This is a genomic window from Streptomyces sp. NPDC014995 (assembly GCF_043080745.1).
Classification (GTDB): domain Bacteria; phylum Actinomycetota; class Actinomycetes; order Streptomycetales; family Streptomycetaceae; genus Streptomyces.
In genome coordinates this window covers 25,460-40,744 of sequence record NZ_JBIBVX010000013.1, presented here as the reverse complement: position 1 = coordinate 40,744, position 15,285 = coordinate 25,460, and the positions used below count along the sequence as shown (strand labels likewise).

15 protein-coding genes are annotated in these 15,285 nt (G+C 72.3%); 6 read left to right on the top strand and 9 right to left on the bottom strand.

Translation table 11 applies throughout. The annotated features are described in order from the left end of the window. Window positions 1-178 precede the first annotated feature (178 nt). Entirely contained in the window at window positions 179-772 is a 594-nt protein-coding gene (locus ACF1A1_RS25255) for a Clp protease N-terminal domain-containing protein (RefSeq protein WP_392002947.1), read from the bottom strand. Window positions 773-1,072: 300 nt separating this feature from the next. Here ACF1A1_RS25255 and ACF1A1_RS25250 point away from each other — a divergent pair, with 300 nt between their 5' ends. Next, window positions 1,073-1,501 (top strand): SRPBCC family protein, encoded by a 429-nt coding sequence (locus ACF1A1_RS25250; protein ID WP_392002946.1) that lies wholly within the window; start codon window positions 1,073-1,075, stop codon window positions 1,499-1,501. A gap of 71 nt (window positions 1,502-1,572) precedes the next feature. Here ACF1A1_RS25250 and ACF1A1_RS25245 read toward each other — a convergent pair whose 3' ends face one another. Then, window positions 1,573-2,232: a PadR family transcriptional regulator gene (locus ACF1A1_RS25245; protein WP_392002945.1), complete on the bottom strand. Its 660-nt coding sequence runs from the start codon at window positions 2,230-2,232 to the stop codon at window positions 1,573-1,575. 186 nt (window positions 2,233-2,418) lie between these two features. On the opposite strand from ACF1A1_RS25245, the gene argG reads away from it, so the two are divergent. Beyond that, a complete protein-coding gene (gene argG, locus ACF1A1_RS25240; protein ID WP_392002944.1) occupies window positions 2,419-3,864 on the top strand; it encodes an argininosuccinate synthase in 1,446 nt (481 codons plus the stop codon). A 224-nt stretch (window positions 3,865-4,088) separates the two neighbouring features. Here the strand turns inward: argG and ACF1A1_RS25235 are convergent, their stop codons facing one another. The 3 genes from ACF1A1_RS25235 to ACF1A1_RS25225 all read right to left on the bottom strand — a co-directional run bounded on the left by ACF1A1_RS25235 (window position 4,089) and on the right by ACF1A1_RS25225 (window position 6,646). Next, on the bottom strand, window positions 4,089-4,922 hold the full coding sequence (locus ACF1A1_RS25235) for a class II glutamine amidotransferase (protein ID WP_392002942.1): 834 nt from the start codon (window positions 4,920-4,922) through the stop codon (window positions 4,089-4,091). 50 nt (window positions 4,923-4,972) lie between these two features. Continuing rightward, window positions 4,973-5,509 carry a DUF2269 family protein gene (locus ACF1A1_RS25230; RefSeq protein WP_392002940.1) on the bottom strand — a complete coding sequence of 179 codons (537 nt, stop codon included), beginning with the start codon at window positions 5,507-5,509 and terminating at the stop codon, window positions 4,973-4,975. Window positions 5,510-5,629: 120 nt separating this feature from the next. After that, window positions 5,630-6,646 (bottom strand): NAD-dependent epimerase/dehydratase family protein, encoded by a 1,017-nt coding sequence (locus ACF1A1_RS25225; protein WP_392002939.1) that lies wholly within the window; start codon window positions 6,644-6,646, stop codon window positions 5,630-5,632. A 219-nt stretch (window positions 6,647-6,865) separates the two neighbouring features. Between ACF1A1_RS25225 and ACF1A1_RS25220 the strand changes: the two genes are divergently transcribed. Then, window positions 6,866-7,675: a PhzF family phenazine biosynthesis protein gene (locus tag ACF1A1_RS25220; protein WP_392002937.1), complete on the top strand. Its 810-nt coding sequence runs from the start codon at window positions 6,866-6,868 to the stop codon at window positions 7,673-7,675. A 20-nt stretch (window positions 7,676-7,695) separates the two neighbouring features. Here ACF1A1_RS25220 and ACF1A1_RS25215 read toward each other — a convergent pair whose 3' ends face one another. Next, window positions 7,696-8,496: a CPBP family intramembrane glutamic endopeptidase gene (locus tag ACF1A1_RS25215; RefSeq protein WP_392002935.1), complete on the bottom strand. Its 801-nt coding sequence runs from the start codon at window positions 8,494-8,496 to the stop codon at window positions 7,696-7,698. 299 nt (window positions 8,497-8,795) lie between these two features. Next, on the bottom strand, window positions 8,796-10,313 hold the full coding sequence (locus tag ACF1A1_RS25210; protein WP_392002934.1) for a glutamate-cysteine ligase family protein: 1,518 nt from the start codon (window positions 10,311-10,313) through the stop codon (window positions 8,796-8,798). Window positions 10,314-10,876: 563 nt separating this feature from the next. Here ACF1A1_RS25210 and ACF1A1_RS25205 point away from each other — a divergent pair. From ACF1A1_RS25205 to ACF1A1_RS25195, 3 genes are all read left to right on the top strand, one after another. Beyond that, a complete protein-coding gene (locus ACF1A1_RS25205; RefSeq protein WP_392002933.1) occupies window positions 10,877-11,467 on the top strand; it encodes a hypothetical protein in 591 nt (196 codons plus the stop codon). 340 nt (window positions 11,468-11,807) lie between these two features. After that, complete coding sequence (locus ACF1A1_RS25200) at window positions 11,808-12,014, top strand: DUF5999 family protein (protein WP_392002931.1); 207 nt, start codon at window positions 11,808-11,810, stop codon at window positions 12,012-12,014. Between the two features lie 206 nt (window positions 12,015-12,220). Further along, the gene (locus ACF1A1_RS25195) at window positions 12,221-13,270 is read left to right on the top strand and encodes a LacI family DNA-binding transcriptional regulator (RefSeq protein ID WP_392002930.1); all 1,050 of its coding nucleotides are present in this window, start codon (window positions 12,221-12,223) and stop codon (window positions 13,268-13,270) included. A 70-nt stretch (window positions 13,271-13,340) separates the two neighbouring features. On the opposite strand, the gene ACF1A1_RS25190 is transcribed toward ACF1A1_RS25195, so the two are convergent. Beyond that, window positions 13,341-14,417 (bottom strand): endo-1,4-beta-xylanase, encoded by a 1,077-nt coding sequence (locus ACF1A1_RS25190; RefSeq protein WP_392002928.1) that lies wholly within the window; start codon window positions 14,415-14,417, stop codon window positions 13,341-13,343. 68 nt (window positions 14,418-14,485) lie between these two features. Further along, the gene (locus ACF1A1_RS25185; protein ID WP_392003350.1) at window positions 14,486-15,250 is read right to left on the bottom strand and encodes a carbohydrate ABC transporter permease; all 765 of its coding nucleotides are present in this window, start codon (window positions 15,248-15,250) and stop codon (window positions 14,486-14,488) included. Window positions 15,251-15,285: the final 35 nt, after the last annotated feature.

Below are 15,285 nucleotides of genomic sequence, written 5' to 3'. Positions count from 1 at the left end.
GGACGGTGGAAGGGGCCTCGGAGAAGCGGGGTAGGGGCGCGCGAGGACGGTGGAAGGGGCCTCGGAGAAGCGGGGTAGGGGCGCGCGAGGACGGTGGAAGGAGCCTCGGAGAGGGCGGCGCGGAAGGGAGCCTCGGAGGGAGCGGGGAAGGGAGCGCGAGGGGACGGTGGGAGGCCGGTCAGGGAGCGGTCTCGCCGCCCCCGACGCACTCCTCGACGCCCTCCTCGACGCCCTCCCCGACGCCCTCCGCCCGGCCGCCCCGCAGGGCGTCTTCGACCCGGGCGCGCAGTTCGCCGGCGTCGACGCCGGCGCGGGTCAGGACCTCGACGGCCCGCGCCTCGGGGTCGGCGGCGATCGCGACCAGCAGATCGACGCCGCGGGCACGATCGACGCCACGGGAGCGGTCGCCGTCCGGCAAGCTCTCGGCGTCGCCGATGCGGCGAGCGGCGGCCCGGACCCGTGCGTGCGCCATCGCGGCGGCGGCGAGTGGCGAGTAGCCCCCGACTGCCGTGACGACCGGCTGGGCGCCGGAGTCCTCGACGGAGCCCTGCCAGCGCAGGCCGTAGCCGATGCTGCGCTGGACGAGGTAGCCGAGGAGCCGGGCGAGTCGGGGGCCGCCGTCGAAGGCGGCGCGCACCTCGGGGTCGTACTCCAGGAGGGAGTGCAGCAGATGGGCGGTGTCGATCTGCCGGTCCCCGTCCCGGACGGCCCGGCGTCGCGCACCGGCGAGCGCCGCCGCCAGTTCGGCGCTGAGCCCGGCGTCGTCGTCCATGGCGTGGGCCGCCTCGTCGCGGGCCGACTGCCGGGGAATACGGGGTAGCACATCCCCACCCCATCAGTCCCGCCCCGGCACGTCATCCACGGAGGGGAGCATCTTCGCGTCCCACACAGAGCGGACGGCGGGGCACGCGATCTCCTCCTTACGGAGGAGATCCGGCTGTTTTCCGTGCACAGCAGCACGCCGCCTGTCCCGCCACCTTCCTGACGGTTCGTCAGTATTGAATGTTGGCGGCCCTGCGGCTACGTTCCGCGACGCCGCAGCCCGAGTCGCCCGACACGAAGAGGTGGTCGCATGGCCGAAGTCAGCGCGGAGGCACGCATCCAGGCACCACCGGAGAAGGTGTGGGCCACCCTCACGGACTGGTCGGCGTACGGGGAGTGGAACACGACCCACACCAGCTTCCCCCGGGGCGGCCCGGAGAGCCTCGAGGTGGGCGCGACCTTCCAGGAGAACATGAAGCTGATGGGCTTCCCGGCCGAGGTCGAGTGGACCGTGGAGGAACTGGAGACCGCCCGCGTGCTGGCGATCCGAGGCAAGGGGCCGATGGCGGTGACCGTCGCCACGCGCTACACCCTCACCCCCGACGCCGACGCGACGGGCGTCCGCATCGACGGTGAGTTCACGGGCGCGGCCGTGTCGTTGATGGCGGGCAAGCTGAAGGACTCGGCGACCGCGGCCCTGAACGAGTCCCTGCGCAGGCTGGGCGGACTGGTGGCCTGACGGCCGCCCCGCACACGAAGGCGCCCCGCGGATCGCTCCACGGGGCGCCTCCTCTCACGGCGCGGAGGCCGTCAGTCCTCGTCGGCGAGGATCAGGTACAGCCTCTTGCGAGCGTCGTTGATGACGGCCAGGGCCTTCTCCCGCTGCTCCTTGCTGCCGGTCTTCCAGACCTGACCGAAGGCCTCCATCAGACCGAAGCCGGCCTGGCGGATCTCGCCGAGGGCCTCCCAGTCGACCCCTCGGGAGGCTTCCTCCCAGGGGGCGTCCGGGCCCTCCTCGGCCGCCGTGCGGCCCTCGTCGGTGAGCGAGAACAGCTTCTTGCCGCCCTCGGACGCACTGCTGATCAGGCCCTCGTCCTCCAGCAGCTGGAGGGTGGGGTACACCGAGCCGGGGCTCGGCTTCCACGCGCCACCGCTGCGCTCGGCGATCTCCTGGATCATCTCGTAGCCGTGCATGGGCCGGTCCTTGAGCAGGGCCAGGATCGAGGCCCGCACGTCACCGCGCCGCGCCCTTCCCCTCGGCCCGCCGCGCCCTCGTCCGCCCCAGGGCCCGGGGCCGAAGCCCGGCCCGAAGCCGCCGCCGGGGCCACCGGGGCCGAACCCCGGTCCGCCCGGACCACCCGGGCCGAAGGGCCCGAAGGCGGCCCGCCGTCCGTCGAAGCCGAAGCCGTCCCGGCCGCGCCGGGAGGGCCCACCCTGCAGATGTCCACGCTCGAATCCGTGGGAACGCATCGCCATCACTCCATTCATTCCATCGTTGATCTGTCGCGATGCGTCAACGATATATCGGAATAGTTCGCTCGGCAAGGCCCTCGCCCGCAGGACCCCGACCGCCCCTCCCCACCCCATCGGGCCGAGTCACCCCCACACCCGAAACTCGGCTTTGCATGATCATGCGTAATTGCGCATACTCTTCCTATGTCAAAGGTCCTCACCTCCCTTCCCGCCGGCGAGCGCGTCGGCATCGCCTTCTCCGGCGGTCTCGACACCTCGGTCGCGGTCGCGTGGATGCGCGACAAGGGCGCCATCCCGTGCACGTACACCGCCGACATCGGCCAGTACGACGAGCCCGACATCGCCTCCGTGCCCGGCCGCGCGAAGACCTACGGTGCCGAGATCGCGCGCCTGGTCGACTGCCGTGCGGCGCTGGTCGAGGAGGGCCTGGCCGCGCTGGCCTGCGGGGCGTTCCACATCCGCTCGGGCGGGCGTGCCTACTTCAACACCACGCCGCTCGGCCGCGCCGTCACCGGCACCCTCCTGGTCCGGGCGATGCTCGAGGACGACGTACAGATCTGGGGCGACGGCTCGACCTTCAAGGGCAACGACATCGAGCGGTTCTACCGGTACGGCCTGCTCGCCAACCCGCACCTGCGGATCTACAAGCCCTGGCTGGACGCGGACTTCGTGACCGAGCTCGGCGGCCGCAAGGAAATGTCGGAGTGGCTGCTCGCCCACGACCTGCCCTACCGCGACAGCACGGAGAAGGCGTACTCCACCGACGCCAACATCTGGGGCGCCACCCACGAGGCCAAGACCCTGGAGCACCTGGACACCGGCGTGGAGACCGTGGAGCCCATCATGGGCGTGCGGTTCTGGGACCCCGAGGTCGAGATCGCCACCGAGGACGTGACGATCGGCTTCGACCAGGGCCGCCCGGTGACGGTCAACGGCAAGGAGTTCGTCTCCCCCGTCGATCTGGTGATGGAGGCGAACGCCATCGGCGGCCGGCACGGCCTGGGCATGTCGGACCAGATCGAGAACCGGATCATCGAGGCCAAGAGCCGCGGCATCTACGAGGCGCCCGGCATGGCCCTGCTGCACGCGGCCTACGAGCGCCTGGTCAACGCGATCCACAACGAGGACACCCTCGCCCAGTACCACAACGAGGGACGCCGCCTCGGCCGGCTGATGTACGAGGGCCGCTGGCTGGACCCGCAGGCGCTGATGGTGCGCGAGTCGTTGCAGCGCTGGGTCGGCGCGGCCGTCACCGGCGAGGTGACGCTGCGGCTGCGGCGCGGTGAGGACTACTCGATCCTCGACACCACGGGCCCGGCGTTCAGCTACCACCCGGACAAGCTGTCCATGGAGCGCACCGAGGACTCGGCGTTCGGTCCGGCGGACCGCATCGGCCAGCTCACCATGCGCAACCTCGACATCGCCGACTCGCGCGCCAAGCTGGAGCAGTACGCCGGGCTCGGCCTGATCGGCACCGCCACCCCCGCCATCGGTGCCGCCCAGGCGGCCGCGACCGGGCTGATCGGGAGCATGCCGGAGGGTGGCGCCGAGGCCATCGCCTCCCGCGGTGAGGTCTCGGAGGACGACGAGATGCTGGACCGCGCCGCGATGGAGTTCGGCACGGACTGACCGGCCCCGCCCGTCGGGCACCACCACCGGGAAGGCCGGCTCGACGCCCACGGCGTGGAGCCGGCCTTCCGGTCACTGGTGGCTCCGGGGAAGCTCGGGCGCCGGCCGCGGTCCTGGTGCTGGTCCTGGTCCTGCCCCTGGTCCTCGTACCGGTTGGCCCTTGGGCCTGGTGCCGGTCCTGGTCTTGGCCCTAGTGCTGGTCCGCGGCCCGGTCCGGGTGGGCTCTACGCCGCCTGCGGCACGAAGGAGTGCATCTCGTCCCCCTCCGGCTGCACCACGCCGTAGATGCTCTCGGGGACCTCGTTCCAGACGCCCGGCAGATCACCCAGGGGCTCGGACACGATGAGGCGGGTGTCGTCGGAGATCTCCCGCAGGAACGCCAGGTCGGGATGGAGGGCGCGGAGCGTCTCCACCTCCGTGCTGTAGAAGAGCGAGCGCGAGGCTCTCTGGCTGGAGTAGCGGAAGCCCCACAGCCGCTGCCCGTCGGTGACGGCGACCGTCATCTGCAACGGGAACTCCACGCCGTGCTCGTGGCCGGTCCGTTCCACCAGGCCCGCCATCCGCGCGACGGCGCCGGGCGGGTCCTCCTCCAGGCCGAAGGTGAGAGCCAGGTAGAACATCATCTCGGAGTCCGTCGATCCCTCGATGTCGAGGAAGAGACGCGGGTCGACGGCCAGGGCGAGGTCGCGCCGGGTCCGGTGGAACTCGGCGATCGCGCCGTTGTGCATCCACATCCAGCGGCCGTGGCGGAACGGGTGGCAGTTGGTCTGCTGCACCGCGGAGCCGGTCGAGGCCCGGATGTGGGCGAAGAACAGGGGTGAGCGGACGTGGCCGGCGATCTCCCGCAGGTTGCGGTTGCTCCAGGCCGGGCCGATCTCCCGGATCACCGCGGGCGTGTCCACGTGCGGCCCGTACCAGCCGACGCCGAAGCCGTCACCGTTGGTCGTCTCGACCCCCAGCCGGGAGTGCAGGCTCTGGTCGATCAGCGAGTGCGTCGGCCGGTAGATGATCGTGTCGAGCAGCACGGGGGTGCCCGAGTAGGCGAGCCAACGGCACATGGTCCACCGCCTTCCTGGCCTCGAGGGCTCTCGCGGCGGGAGCCCTCCTCTCAGCATCCCAGCGTTCCCGTGGGGGTGCGCTGCCGGAGAACCGCCGCCGCGCGCAGTCGCCGGCCGCGCCGGGTCAGGCCCCAGGGCTTGAGGACCGAGATCACCGTCATGAAGACATAGGCCGACAGGGAGACGATCGGGCCGAACAGGACGTCCCCGGCGTCGGGCAGGGGTCCGCCCGCGGCGACGGCGGCGACGGCCGTGTCGACCCCGGGGCGCAGCGCGAAGGCCGTGGCGGTGATCGTGGCCAGGGTCAGCCAGAACTTCGTGCAGACCCAGCGGTGTCTCGCCAGTCCCCACGGCGTGCCCAGGGCCAGCAGCAGCCCGCTGAGGAGCGTGAGGAACGCTACGGGGAGCAGGAGCCAGTCGGCGAAGAGCTTCATGGCGCGGACGGAGGCCTCCACGGTGGCCGGGGATCCGGTGGTGGTCGCGGCGATCCCGAGGGCGAGCAGCCCCAGCGTGAGTCCGAGCCAGCATGCGGAGGCGGCCACGTGGACGGCGAGGGAGGCCCGGCGTGCGGGGCGGTCGAGTTTCACCCGCACCACGGTGCCGGGCGGGCGCGGACGGGACGTCCCACGGCGGGAGTAACCCCGTCTACTGGCCTGGGCGTACGAGGGCCGCCACAACGCGGTCCGGGCCGCTCGCGGAGGGTGACGTCAGGCGGTGCCGGCCCGGTGCGGGTGGTCGCGGTACCACTCGGCCGCCCGCGCGAGGCGGCTCAGCGGGCCGGGGCCCGGGGGCTCGCCGGTCAGCTTCCAGATCTCGTCGGCGAGGTACCAGTGGTCGCGGGCGGCCAGCGCGAACTGGCGTTCCGAGGCGCGGCCGGAGGTCGCCCGCAGGCGCTCCAGGCAGACGGGCCACGGCCAGTCCTCGGCCGGACGGGGCGGCAGGACGCCGAGCGCCGACAACTCCGCCAGCAGGTCGCCGATGCGTACGGGCTCGGGGTGGCCGACGTGGTAGACGCCGGGCGGCACCGGGCGGGGGCCCGTGGCGGCGGCGTTGATCAGGCGGGCGAGGTCGCCGACGTCGACCACGGACAGCAGGGCGCGGCCGCCGTCCCACTGCGCCGGCACCCGCTCGACGAGTTCCCGCAGACCGGGCACCACCCAGCGGTCCCCGGCCCCGAGCACGATCCCGGGCCGCAGGACGACGGCGCCCGCCTCGCGCGCGTACGCCTCGCCCGCCAGCCGGGTCCGGCTCACGGCGGAGGTCGGTGCGGCCGGGACCTCGTCGACGGCGATGCCCCGGTGCGGGCCGGCGCCGTAGACCGCGGCGGTGGACAGGTGCACCACGCGACGGACGCCGGCGCGCGTGGCCTCCGCCATCAGCGCACGTGTGCCCTCCACGTTGACCGCCTCGCACAGCCGCTCGTCCCCGCCGATGTACGACGCCAGGTGCACGACCGCCCCGGCGCCCTCGCACAGGCCGCGCAGCGCGCCCGGGTCGGTCAGGTCTGCGCGCACCCACTCGACCGGGGCGGCGGCCTCGGTCCCGGGTATCCGGCGCACCAACGCGCGGACCCGTCGTCCCCGTCTCCGCAGCGCGCGGAGCGCGTGCGATCCGATGAATCCGGTCGCGCCCGTCAGCACGATCGTGCCGTCGTCGTCCCTCGCCGTCGTGCCGTTCAGTGCCGCTTCCTCCCACTCGACGTCCTGCCGTCCACGGCCTGCCACTCCCCCAACGTCCCGGCGGGCGCGGCCGGTTCCGCCCGTGGCCGGTCCGGCCGGGACGGCGGAGGTGACACCCGGTCCGATCGAGCACTGTTCGGCGGGCGGAGGTCCGGCGTCCTCCGCCCGCCGCCGCTGCGCGTCCGCCGCCCCCGCCCCGGAACCAGGCCATGGCCCCCGAATTGGCCTTGGTCCCCGGCTTCCCCACCCCCTACCGTCTGCGGCATGCGGATTCGAATCGTCGACGCCTTCACCGACCGCCCCTTCGCCGGGAACCCGGCCGGGGTCCTGCTGCTCGACGCCTTCCCGGGCGACGACTGGCTCCAGAACGTGGCCATGGAGGTCAACCACGCCGAGACGGCGTTCGCGCACCCGCTCCCGGCGGGTGGCGAGGCGGACTGGGCGCTGCGCTGGTTCACGCCCGTCGCCGAGGTGGCGATGTGCGGTCACGCCACGCTCGCCACCGCCCACGTCCTGCACAGCACCGGCGCCCACGAGGGGCCGGTACGGTTCGCCACCCGCAGTGGCGTTCTCGTCGCGACGCCCGCCGGGGACGGCTCCCTCACCCTGGACTTCCCGACCGCCCCGCTCACCCGCGTGGACATCCCGGAGGGTGTCGCCGAGGCCCTGGGCGCGGAGCCGCTCGCGGCCTTCGACACCGGCCCGCACGTCGGTGACCTGCTGGTCGAACTCGCCGACGAGAAGACCGTGCACGCCCTGCGGCCCGACCACAAGGCCCTCGGCGCCCACTCCGCGCGCGGCATCATCGCCACCGCCCGCGCCGAGAACCCGGAACTGGGCTACGACTACGTCTCCCGCTGCTACTTCCCGAACCTCGGCATCGACGAGGACCCGGTCACCGGCAGCGCCCACACCGCCCTGGCCCCCTACTGGTCGGAGCGCCTGGGCCGCCCCGACCTCACCGGCCTCCAGGCCTCCCCCCGCTCCGGCCGGGTGCGCACCGGCCTGCGGGGCGAGCGCACCCTGCTGGGCGGCCGCGCGGTCACCGTCATCGAGGGGGACCTGCTCGCGTAGCGGGGACGGACCGGGGTGGCTCACGCCGTCGGCAGCCACCCCACCTTCCCCGCCAGCAGCGCGTATCCCACGAACGCCCCGATGTCGAGCAGCGAGTGCGCCACGACCAGGGGACCCACCCGGCCCCAGCGCCGGTACAGGTACACGAACACCACGCCCATCACCATGTTGCCGACGAAGCCGCCGATGCCCTGGTAGAGGTGGTAGGAGCCGCGCAGTACGGAGCTGGCCGCCAGCGCGCCGACCGGTGTCCAGCCCAGCCGGTCCAGCCGGCGCAGCAGATAGCCCACGACGATGACCTCTTCGAGGATCGCGTTCTGCAGCGCGGACAGGATCAGCACCGGGTACTTCCACCACACCTCGGGCAGCGCCTCCGGCACTACCGTGAGGTTGAAGCCGAGGCCGCGGGCGGCCAGGTAGAAGGCGATGCCGGAGCTGCCGATGACCGCCGCGATCGCGGCGCCGCGGCCGAGGTCGGGCCAGGGGCGGGTGCGGTCGAAGCCGAGGACGCGCAGGCCCTGCCCCTCGCGCAGCAGGAAGTGCGCGACGAGCGCGACCGGGACGAGGGCCGTGGTGATGCCGAAGAGCTGCCAGGCGAGATCGAGCCAGGGACGGCCCGGCGCGGCCGAGGCGTTGAGGGTCGCGGCCTGGTCCTTGAGGCCCCCCGGTTTCGTGACCGATCCGACAAAGCTGATCAGGGCGGACACCCCACTCGCACCGAGCGAGAGCCCGAGTACGAGCAGTGTCTCGTCACGGAGGATCCGTCGCGAGAGTCGCTCCTGCGGAAAGGATTCGGCCACCGGCCCCTCCTCCGCCTGCACACCTGCCTCCAGTTGAGCGAACCGGCCCCCTTCGCATGCCGGCGGCCGGACATCCGGCACGCGGACCGACAGGCAGGGAGGGCACCACCGTCATGGGACGACACAGCTTGCCCGATGAACCGGAGGCGGGCACGGGCGGCCCCCGTGTTCAGGTGAAAGGACCTCGCCGGGCGGCCCCCGTGTTCAGGCGGAAGGACCGCGCCGGCGATCCGGCCTGCCGCTCGCCGGCCCGGGGGCGCGGGGAACCGCGCGGCCGGCTCCCCGCGCACCGGCATCCGGAGAGCGACCGGAACCCGGCGTCACCCCGTGGGGACGGGCTCGGGCAGCCCCACCGGCCAGGTGTGCGCCGGCTCGCCCTGGCGCATCAGCTCGGCGTAGCGGCGGGTGGTGGTCGCCAGGGCCGCGTCGCGGGGCAGGCCCGCCTCCAGGGCGCGGTGGAAGGTGGCCACCTGCCAGCTCGCGCCGTTGGTCCGCCGGCGGCACCGCTCCTCGATGACACCCAGGTAGAGATCCCGGTCGGCCGGCTCCACCCCCCAGGCGTCCAGTCCGGCCTCGGCCAGCGGCAGCAGCTCGTCGCGTACGAGGCTCACCGCGTCGACCTCGGTCGTGCCCCCCAGCCGGCCGCGCCGTGGCCACTGGAGGCGGGCGTCGATGCCGTAGCGGCAGGCGGCGTCGAAGTTGGCGGCGGCGGTCTCGAACGGCATCCGGGTCCACACCGGCCGTGACTCCTCGGCCAGGGCGCGGACGACGCCGTAGTAGAAGGCCGCGTTGGCGACGACGTCGGTGACGGTGGGGCCGGCGGGCAGGACCCGGTTCTCCACGCGCAGGTGGGGGATGCCGTCGGCGATGCCGTAGACGGGGCGGTTCCAGCGGTAGACGGTGCCGTTGTGCAGGACCAGCTCGGAGAGCTTGGGGACGCCGCCCGCCGCCAGGACCTCCAGCGGGTCCTCCTCGTCGCAGATGGGCAGCAGGGCGGGGAAGTAGCGCAGGTTCTCCTCGAACAGCTCGTACGCCGAGGTGATCCACCGCTCGCCGAACCAGGTCCGCGGCCGCACGCCCTGCGCCTGGAGCTCCGGCGGCCGGGTGTCGGTGGCCTGCTGGAACAGCGGGGGCCGGGACTCGCGCCACAGCTCGCGGCCGAAGAGGAAGGGTGAGTTGGCGCCGACGGCGATCTGCGCGGCGGCGACGGCCTGCGCCGCGTTCCACACGTCGGCGAAGCGGGCCGGGGTGACCTGGAGGTGCAGTTGCACGGAGGTGCAGGCGGCCTCGGGAACGATCGACTTCGAGGTGCAGGCCAGGTGCTCCACACCGTCGATCTCAAGGGTGAACTCCTCGCCGCGGGCGGCCACGATCTGATCGTTGAGGAGGGTGTAGCGGTCGACGTCGGAAAGGTTGGAGGTGACGAGGTCGTCACGGTCCAGAGTCGGCAGAATACCGATCATCACGATTCCCGCATCGACCTCTCCGGCCTTTCGATGGGCATATGCCAGGGACGTGCGGAGTTCCTCCGCGAGCCGGTCGAATACCCGGCCGCCCAATCGGTGTGGGGCTATGTTGACTTCCAGGTTGAACATGGCGAGTTCTGTTTGGAAATCTCGGCTGGCGATCCTCTCCAGCACTTGACTGTTCAGCATTTTCGGCAGACCGTCGGCACCCGCGAGATTCAACTCGATCTCAAGCCCCATGAGGTTCTTCGGGCGGTCGAAGCGCTGCTGGGCCAGGAGCCGCTCCAGCCCCGTCAGGCACTGTCGCAGCTTGTCGCGGTAGCGCTGACGATCGGACAGGTCGAACCCGCCTGCCACGACCTTCTCCCCCATCGAAGCGTCCCTCCTCGCATGGCGGGCCGGCGATCCGGCCGCCGGCTGTCCCGGGGTCAGGTGGGATGATGCCCAGCCCTGTCGATCGATAACGTCCCCCGCCGGCAGTGTGACCCGCTACCCTGACCGGAGATGTCCGGAGGCACATTCACCGGGCAAGACGCAAAGCGTTCTTTCACGAACTCGGGGACTCGTGAAAAATGCCGACGAGAATAGGCCGATCGTTGCGCGCGCATATCCCGAGGTCAGCGCGACGAGCTCCGCTCTGAATCGGGATGATTCACACGTATCGCCGACCGAATGGACCCTTGCCGAGTGTCCCGGAATCGGCTAGACGAAACATAGTCTGAACACGTGTCGTATAAACTCCGCGAACAAGGCAGAGAAGGTGGGCGCCCACGGTCGAAGGAGCCTGTCGTCGTCGGGTGACGGACGGCAGGCCGCTGGCGCACCCCGATTCCCAGACCCCGGCCACTGCCTCTCTGACCTCCCAGTGAGCTGACAGCGTCGTCCGCCCCACGCCCTCCGCGCCACCGTGCCTGTCGAATGAGAGGCGACCCACCATGCCGCTGCATGTCCCTCCGGCTCCCGCGCCCGCCCTGCGCTCCGTCCTCATGGCACTCGGTTCCCCCACCGCGGTCCGCGAAGCGCGGACCCCGTCCCTGCGCACCGCCCAGGGGCCCGCCACCCCTGAACTCCCGCTGCCCGTGCACGTCCTCGACCGGATCACCCCTGAGGGCGTGTCCGCGACCCGGCTGGCCGGCTGGCGCTTCCTGATCCGCTGCGGCGACCGTGCGGTGGCCGCGGCCGAGACCCGGCTGACGCCGGACGGCTGGGCCTTCTCGCACTTCTTCGAAGGCCCCTACATCCCCTCCACCGAGCGCGCGCTGCGCCAGGCGGAGTCGTCCACCCAGCCCTACCAGGCACGCCTGCTGTCCGTCCCCGGCCTGTACATGCTCACCCTGTGGCTGCACGGCGACTGCTCCTCCGACGGCACCACCGGCCATCCGGCCGCGACCGACCTGCTGGTGCCGCTGGCCCCGGCGCCTCCCGGAATCGCCGCCCACCGCCCGCACCGGGTCGCCGAACTGCTGCCGGTCCTGACCCTCCGCGTTCCCCCGGGCCCCGGCCCCCTCCTCGGCTCCCCGGCCTGACGCACCCGGCCCGAGCCCCCGTCCTCCGTACCCCGTCACCGCGGCCCCGGTGGCGGGGTACGGTGCTGTCGCACGCCCGTTGTCCGACCGGACTAGCCCCATCCGACCAGGCGGAACCACCCGAAGGGACCGTGCAGTTGAGATGAACCGCCCGTGCGGGTGGTGCGTCATCAACCTGTGAGGAGCGGTGCAACGAAATCCCTGCGGATCGACGCCCGTGGGGCAACACTGGGTTCCGACCGACTTATCACAACGGGGGGCGGCCATGAACGACGTTTCACGCCGCGGGACAGACACATCACACCTTCCACACACCACGACAGAGCGAAAGATCCCCTCCATGTGCCAGCATCAGCCACCGTGTCCGACAGCCGACTCCGCCGACCGGGAATCCGCCCGTCTCGTGGCGCACCACCCGGAGCAGGGCTGGAGCCTGCTGTGCAACGGCGTCCTGCTCTTCGAGGACACCGGTGAGCTCCTGCCGGACGGCCGGATCATCGCCCCGCACCGCACTCTGGGCACCGGCAAGGTCGTCACGGCGGCCTGAACCGCCCGGGCGTCGCCGACCGACGCCGCCCGGGGATCCGAGGGGCCGGCCCGCAGCCGCCGCTGCGCACCGGCCCCGACGCGTGTCCGCAGCCGCTCACTCGCCGTAACCTCCCGCCGTGCCTCTTGCACGTCTTCCCACGACGACCGACTTTCCGGAAGACTCCTGGAAGTTTCGACAGCAGCGTCCGAGGCGACGCGACGGAGGTGGGGGAAGTGGCAACGGACGAGAGGGCACCCGCGTCCCGGGGCAGGGTCACCATCACGGAGATCGCCCGGCAGGCAGGCGTCTCCGTGCCGACCGTGTCCCGGGTGGTCAACGGCCGTTCCGACGTCTCGCCCTCGACCCGGGCCCGGGTGGAGGACCTGCTGCGCCTGCACGGCTACCGCAAGCGCCCCTCCTCCGCCCCCGCCCGCGCCGCCCTGCTCGACCTGGTCTTCAACGACCTCGACAGCCCCTGGGCGGTGGAGATCATCCGGGGCGTCGAAGAGGTCGCCCACGCGGCCGGCGTCGGCACGGTCGTGTCGGCGATCCACGGCCGCTCCGGCGACGCCCGGGAGTGGATGCGCAACCTGCGGGCCCGCGCCTCCGACGGCGTCATCCTCGTCACCTCGGCCCTGGAACCCACGCTGCACGAGCAGCTGCGCATCCTGGGCGTCCCGCTGGTGGTCGTCGACCCGATGGGCTCCCCCGCCCTCGACACCCCCACCATCGGCGCCGCCAACTGGGCGGGCGGCCTGGCCGCCACCGAGCACCTGCTCTCCCTCGGCCACCGCAGGATCGGCCTGATCGCCGGCCCGCCGCGCCTGTTGTGCTCCCGCGCCCGCTTCGACGGCTACCGGGCGGCCCTGGAGGCGGCCGGCCTCACCGTGGACGAATCCCTCGTCGTCCCCGGCGACTTCCACCCCGAGTCCGGTTTCACCGGCTGCACCGCCCTGCTCGACCTGGCGGAGCCGCCGACCGCCCTCTTCGCCGCCAGCGACCAGATGGCGCTCGGCGCGATCGAGGCGCTGCGCCGGCGCGGCCTGCGCGTGCCGGAGGACATGAGCGTGGTCGGTTTCGACGACCTTCCGGAAGTCCGCTGGTCCGCCCCGCCGTTGACGACCGTCCGCCAGCCCCTCGCCGACATGGGCAAGCTCGCCGTCCGCACGGTCCTCAGCCTGGCCCGCGGCGAACGTCCGGACTCCCCGCGCGTGGAGCTGGGCACGGAGCTGGTGGTGCGGTCGAGCACCGCACCACCGACTCCCGCCGGATGACGGCTGCTTCAGCCTCCCCGCCCCTCCGCGGCTCCGCCGCGCGGGCGCGACGGGCCACGGACGGCCGGCGTCACCGCGGAGCGCTCAGCGCCTCCCGGATCGCGTGGTACGCCGGCTTCGGCGCGAGCTGCTCGTCCCACGGCAGGGCCGCGCCCTCGCCGGGGAAGAACGCCGGGATCCACGAATAGCGGTCGGTGTAGTCCCAGACGGTGATCCCGACACACCGGCGCACCGCGAGGCACGCCTCGGTCATGTCCCGGTACCAGTCGGCCTGCTGGGCCAGCTTCTCCCCGGTCGCGGGCAGCAGCATCCGTACGTCGACCTCGGTGAGCGCGGTGTCCAGGCCGAGGCGGGCGAAGCGGCGGAGGTTGTCCTCCAGGGTCGTCGGATAGCCGTACTGGAGGGCGAGGTGGGCCTGGAGGCCGAAGCCGTGGAGCGGGACGCCCTGGGCCTTCAGCTCCTTGGCCAGTGCGTAGTAGGCGTCGCTCTTGGGGCCGATGGCCTCGACGTTGTAGTCGTTGAGGTAGAGCTTGGCCTTCGGGTCGGCCTGGTGGGCCCAGCGCAGCGCGTCGGCGATGTAGCCGGGGCCGAGCGTCTTGTAGAAGACCGTCTCGCGGTAGGTGCCGTCCTCGTTGAACGCCTCGTTGACGACGTCCCAGGCGTAGACCTTGCCCCGGTAGTGGCGCACCTCGGTCTGGATGTGCTTCTTCAGGACGGCCCGCAGTTCGTCGGCCGTCCACTCCCTGTCGGTGAGCCAGCCGGGCAGCTGGCTGTGCCAGACGAGGGTGTGGGCGCGGACCTTCTGGTGGTTGGCGCGGGCGAGGTTCACGATCTCGTCGCCCGCGGAGAAGTCGAAGACGCCCTGCTGGGGTTCGGTGGCGTACCACTTCATGCCGTTGCCGGGTGTGATCATGTCGAACTCGTGGCCGAGGATCTTCGTGTAGGCGGTGTCGGTGAGTTCGGGGTTGTCGGTGGCGCTGCCGAAGTAGCGGCCGTGGCGCTGGGCGAGGTCGGCGAGGGTCTTCTCGCGGTGCTGCTCCCCCGCCTGGGCGGCCGGGCCGCTCGCGGCCCCGGCGGCGACCAGCAGGGCGGCGAGGGCCCCGGCGAGTCTCAGCCGGGTGCGGGAGGTGCGGAAGGTGCTGGGCATGGTGCGACTCCTCACGAGCGTGGGTGTGGGTGAGCCGTACGACGGTGGTGTACGTCCGCGGGCGCGCGTCATCCCTTCGTGGCGCCGGCGGTGAGGCCGCCGACGAGCTGGCGCTCGGCGACGGAGTAGAAGGCCAGGGCGGGGACCATGGCGAGGACCAGGTAGGCGAAGACGCGGGCGTACTCGGCGGAGTACTGGCCCTGGAACTGCTGGACGCCGATGGGGATGGTCCACCAGGTGGAGTCGGTGAAGACCAGCAGGGGCAGGAAGAAGTTGTTCCAGCTGCCGACCACGGCGAGGACGGAGACGGTGCCGAGGGCCGGGCGGGCCATGGGCAGCAGGATGCGCCAGAAGAAGCCGAGGGGGCCGCAGCCGTCGAGGGTGGCCGCCTCCTCCAGCTCGGCGGGGATCTCGCGGAAGAAGCCGCGCAGGATGACGATGGTCATCGGCAGCCCGAAGGCGGCCTGCGGAAGGATGACGCCGAGCGGGTTGTCCAGCAGGTCCAGCGAGCGCAGCAGCAGGAACAGGGGCAGGGCGGCCACCGCGAAGGGGAACATCAGCCCCATCGTGAACAGGGTGAACAGCGCCTCCCTCCCGCGGAAGGCGAAGCGGGCGAAGGAGAACGCGGCCAGCGCGGACACCGCGACCACGACGATCGTCGTCCCGATCGCGATCAGCGTGCTGCTGCCGACCAGCCGCCAGAACGAGCCGGAGCCCAGGATGTCGGTGTAGTTGGAGGTCACCCACGAGTCGGGCAGGCCGATCGGGTTGCGGGAGAGCTCGTCGGTGGACTTGAAGCCGGACAGGACGGCGTAGACCAGGGGCACCGCCATCACGGTGCCGACGGCGACGAGGACGACGTGCAGCG

Excerpts from the sequence above, each read along its gene's own strand:
- ACF1A1_RS25255 (WP_392002947.1), bottom strand. The coding sequence starts at position 772 with ATGGACGACGACGCCGGGCTCAGCGCCGAACTGGCGGCGGCGCTCGCC.
- ACF1A1_RS25250 (WP_392002946.1), top strand. The coding sequence starts at position 1,073 with ATGGCCGAAGTCAGCGCGGAGGCACGCATCCAGGCACCACCGGAGAAG.
- ACF1A1_RS25245 (WP_392002945.1), bottom strand. The coding sequence starts at position 2,232 with ATGCGTTCCCACGGATTCGAGCGTGGACATCTGCAGGGTGGGCCCTCC.
- argG (WP_392002944.1), top strand. The coding sequence starts at position 2,419 with ATGTCAAAGGTCCTCACCTCCCTTCCCGCCGGCGAGCGCGTCGGCATC.
- ACF1A1_RS25235 (WP_392002942.1), bottom strand. The coding sequence starts at position 4,922 with ATGTGCCGTTGGCTCGCCTACTCGGGCACCCCCGTGCTGCTCGACACG.
- ACF1A1_RS25220 (WP_392002937.1), top strand. The coding sequence starts at position 6,866 with ATGCGGATTCGAATCGTCGACGCCTTCACCGACCGCCCCTTCGCCGGG.
- ACF1A1_RS25210 (WP_392002934.1), bottom strand. The coding sequence starts at position 10,313 with ATGGGGGAGAAGGTCGTGGCAGGCGGGTTCGACCTGTCCGATCGTCAG.
- ACF1A1_RS25205 (WP_392002933.1), top strand. The coding sequence starts at position 10,877 with ATGCCGCTGCATGTCCCTCCGGCTCCCGCGCCCGCCCTGCGCTCCGTC.
- ACF1A1_RS25200 (WP_392002931.1), top strand. The coding sequence starts at position 11,808 with ATGTGCCAGCATCAGCCACCGTGTCCGACAGCCGACTCCGCCGACCGG.
- ACF1A1_RS25190 (WP_392002928.1), bottom strand. The coding sequence starts at position 14,417 with ATGCCCAGCACCTTCCGCACCTCCCGCACCCGGCTGAGACTCGCCGGG.
- ACF1A1_RS25185 (WP_392003350.1), bottom strand. The coding sequence starts at position 15,250 with ATGGCGGTGCCCCTGGTCTACGCCGTCCTGTCCGGCTTCAAGTCCACC.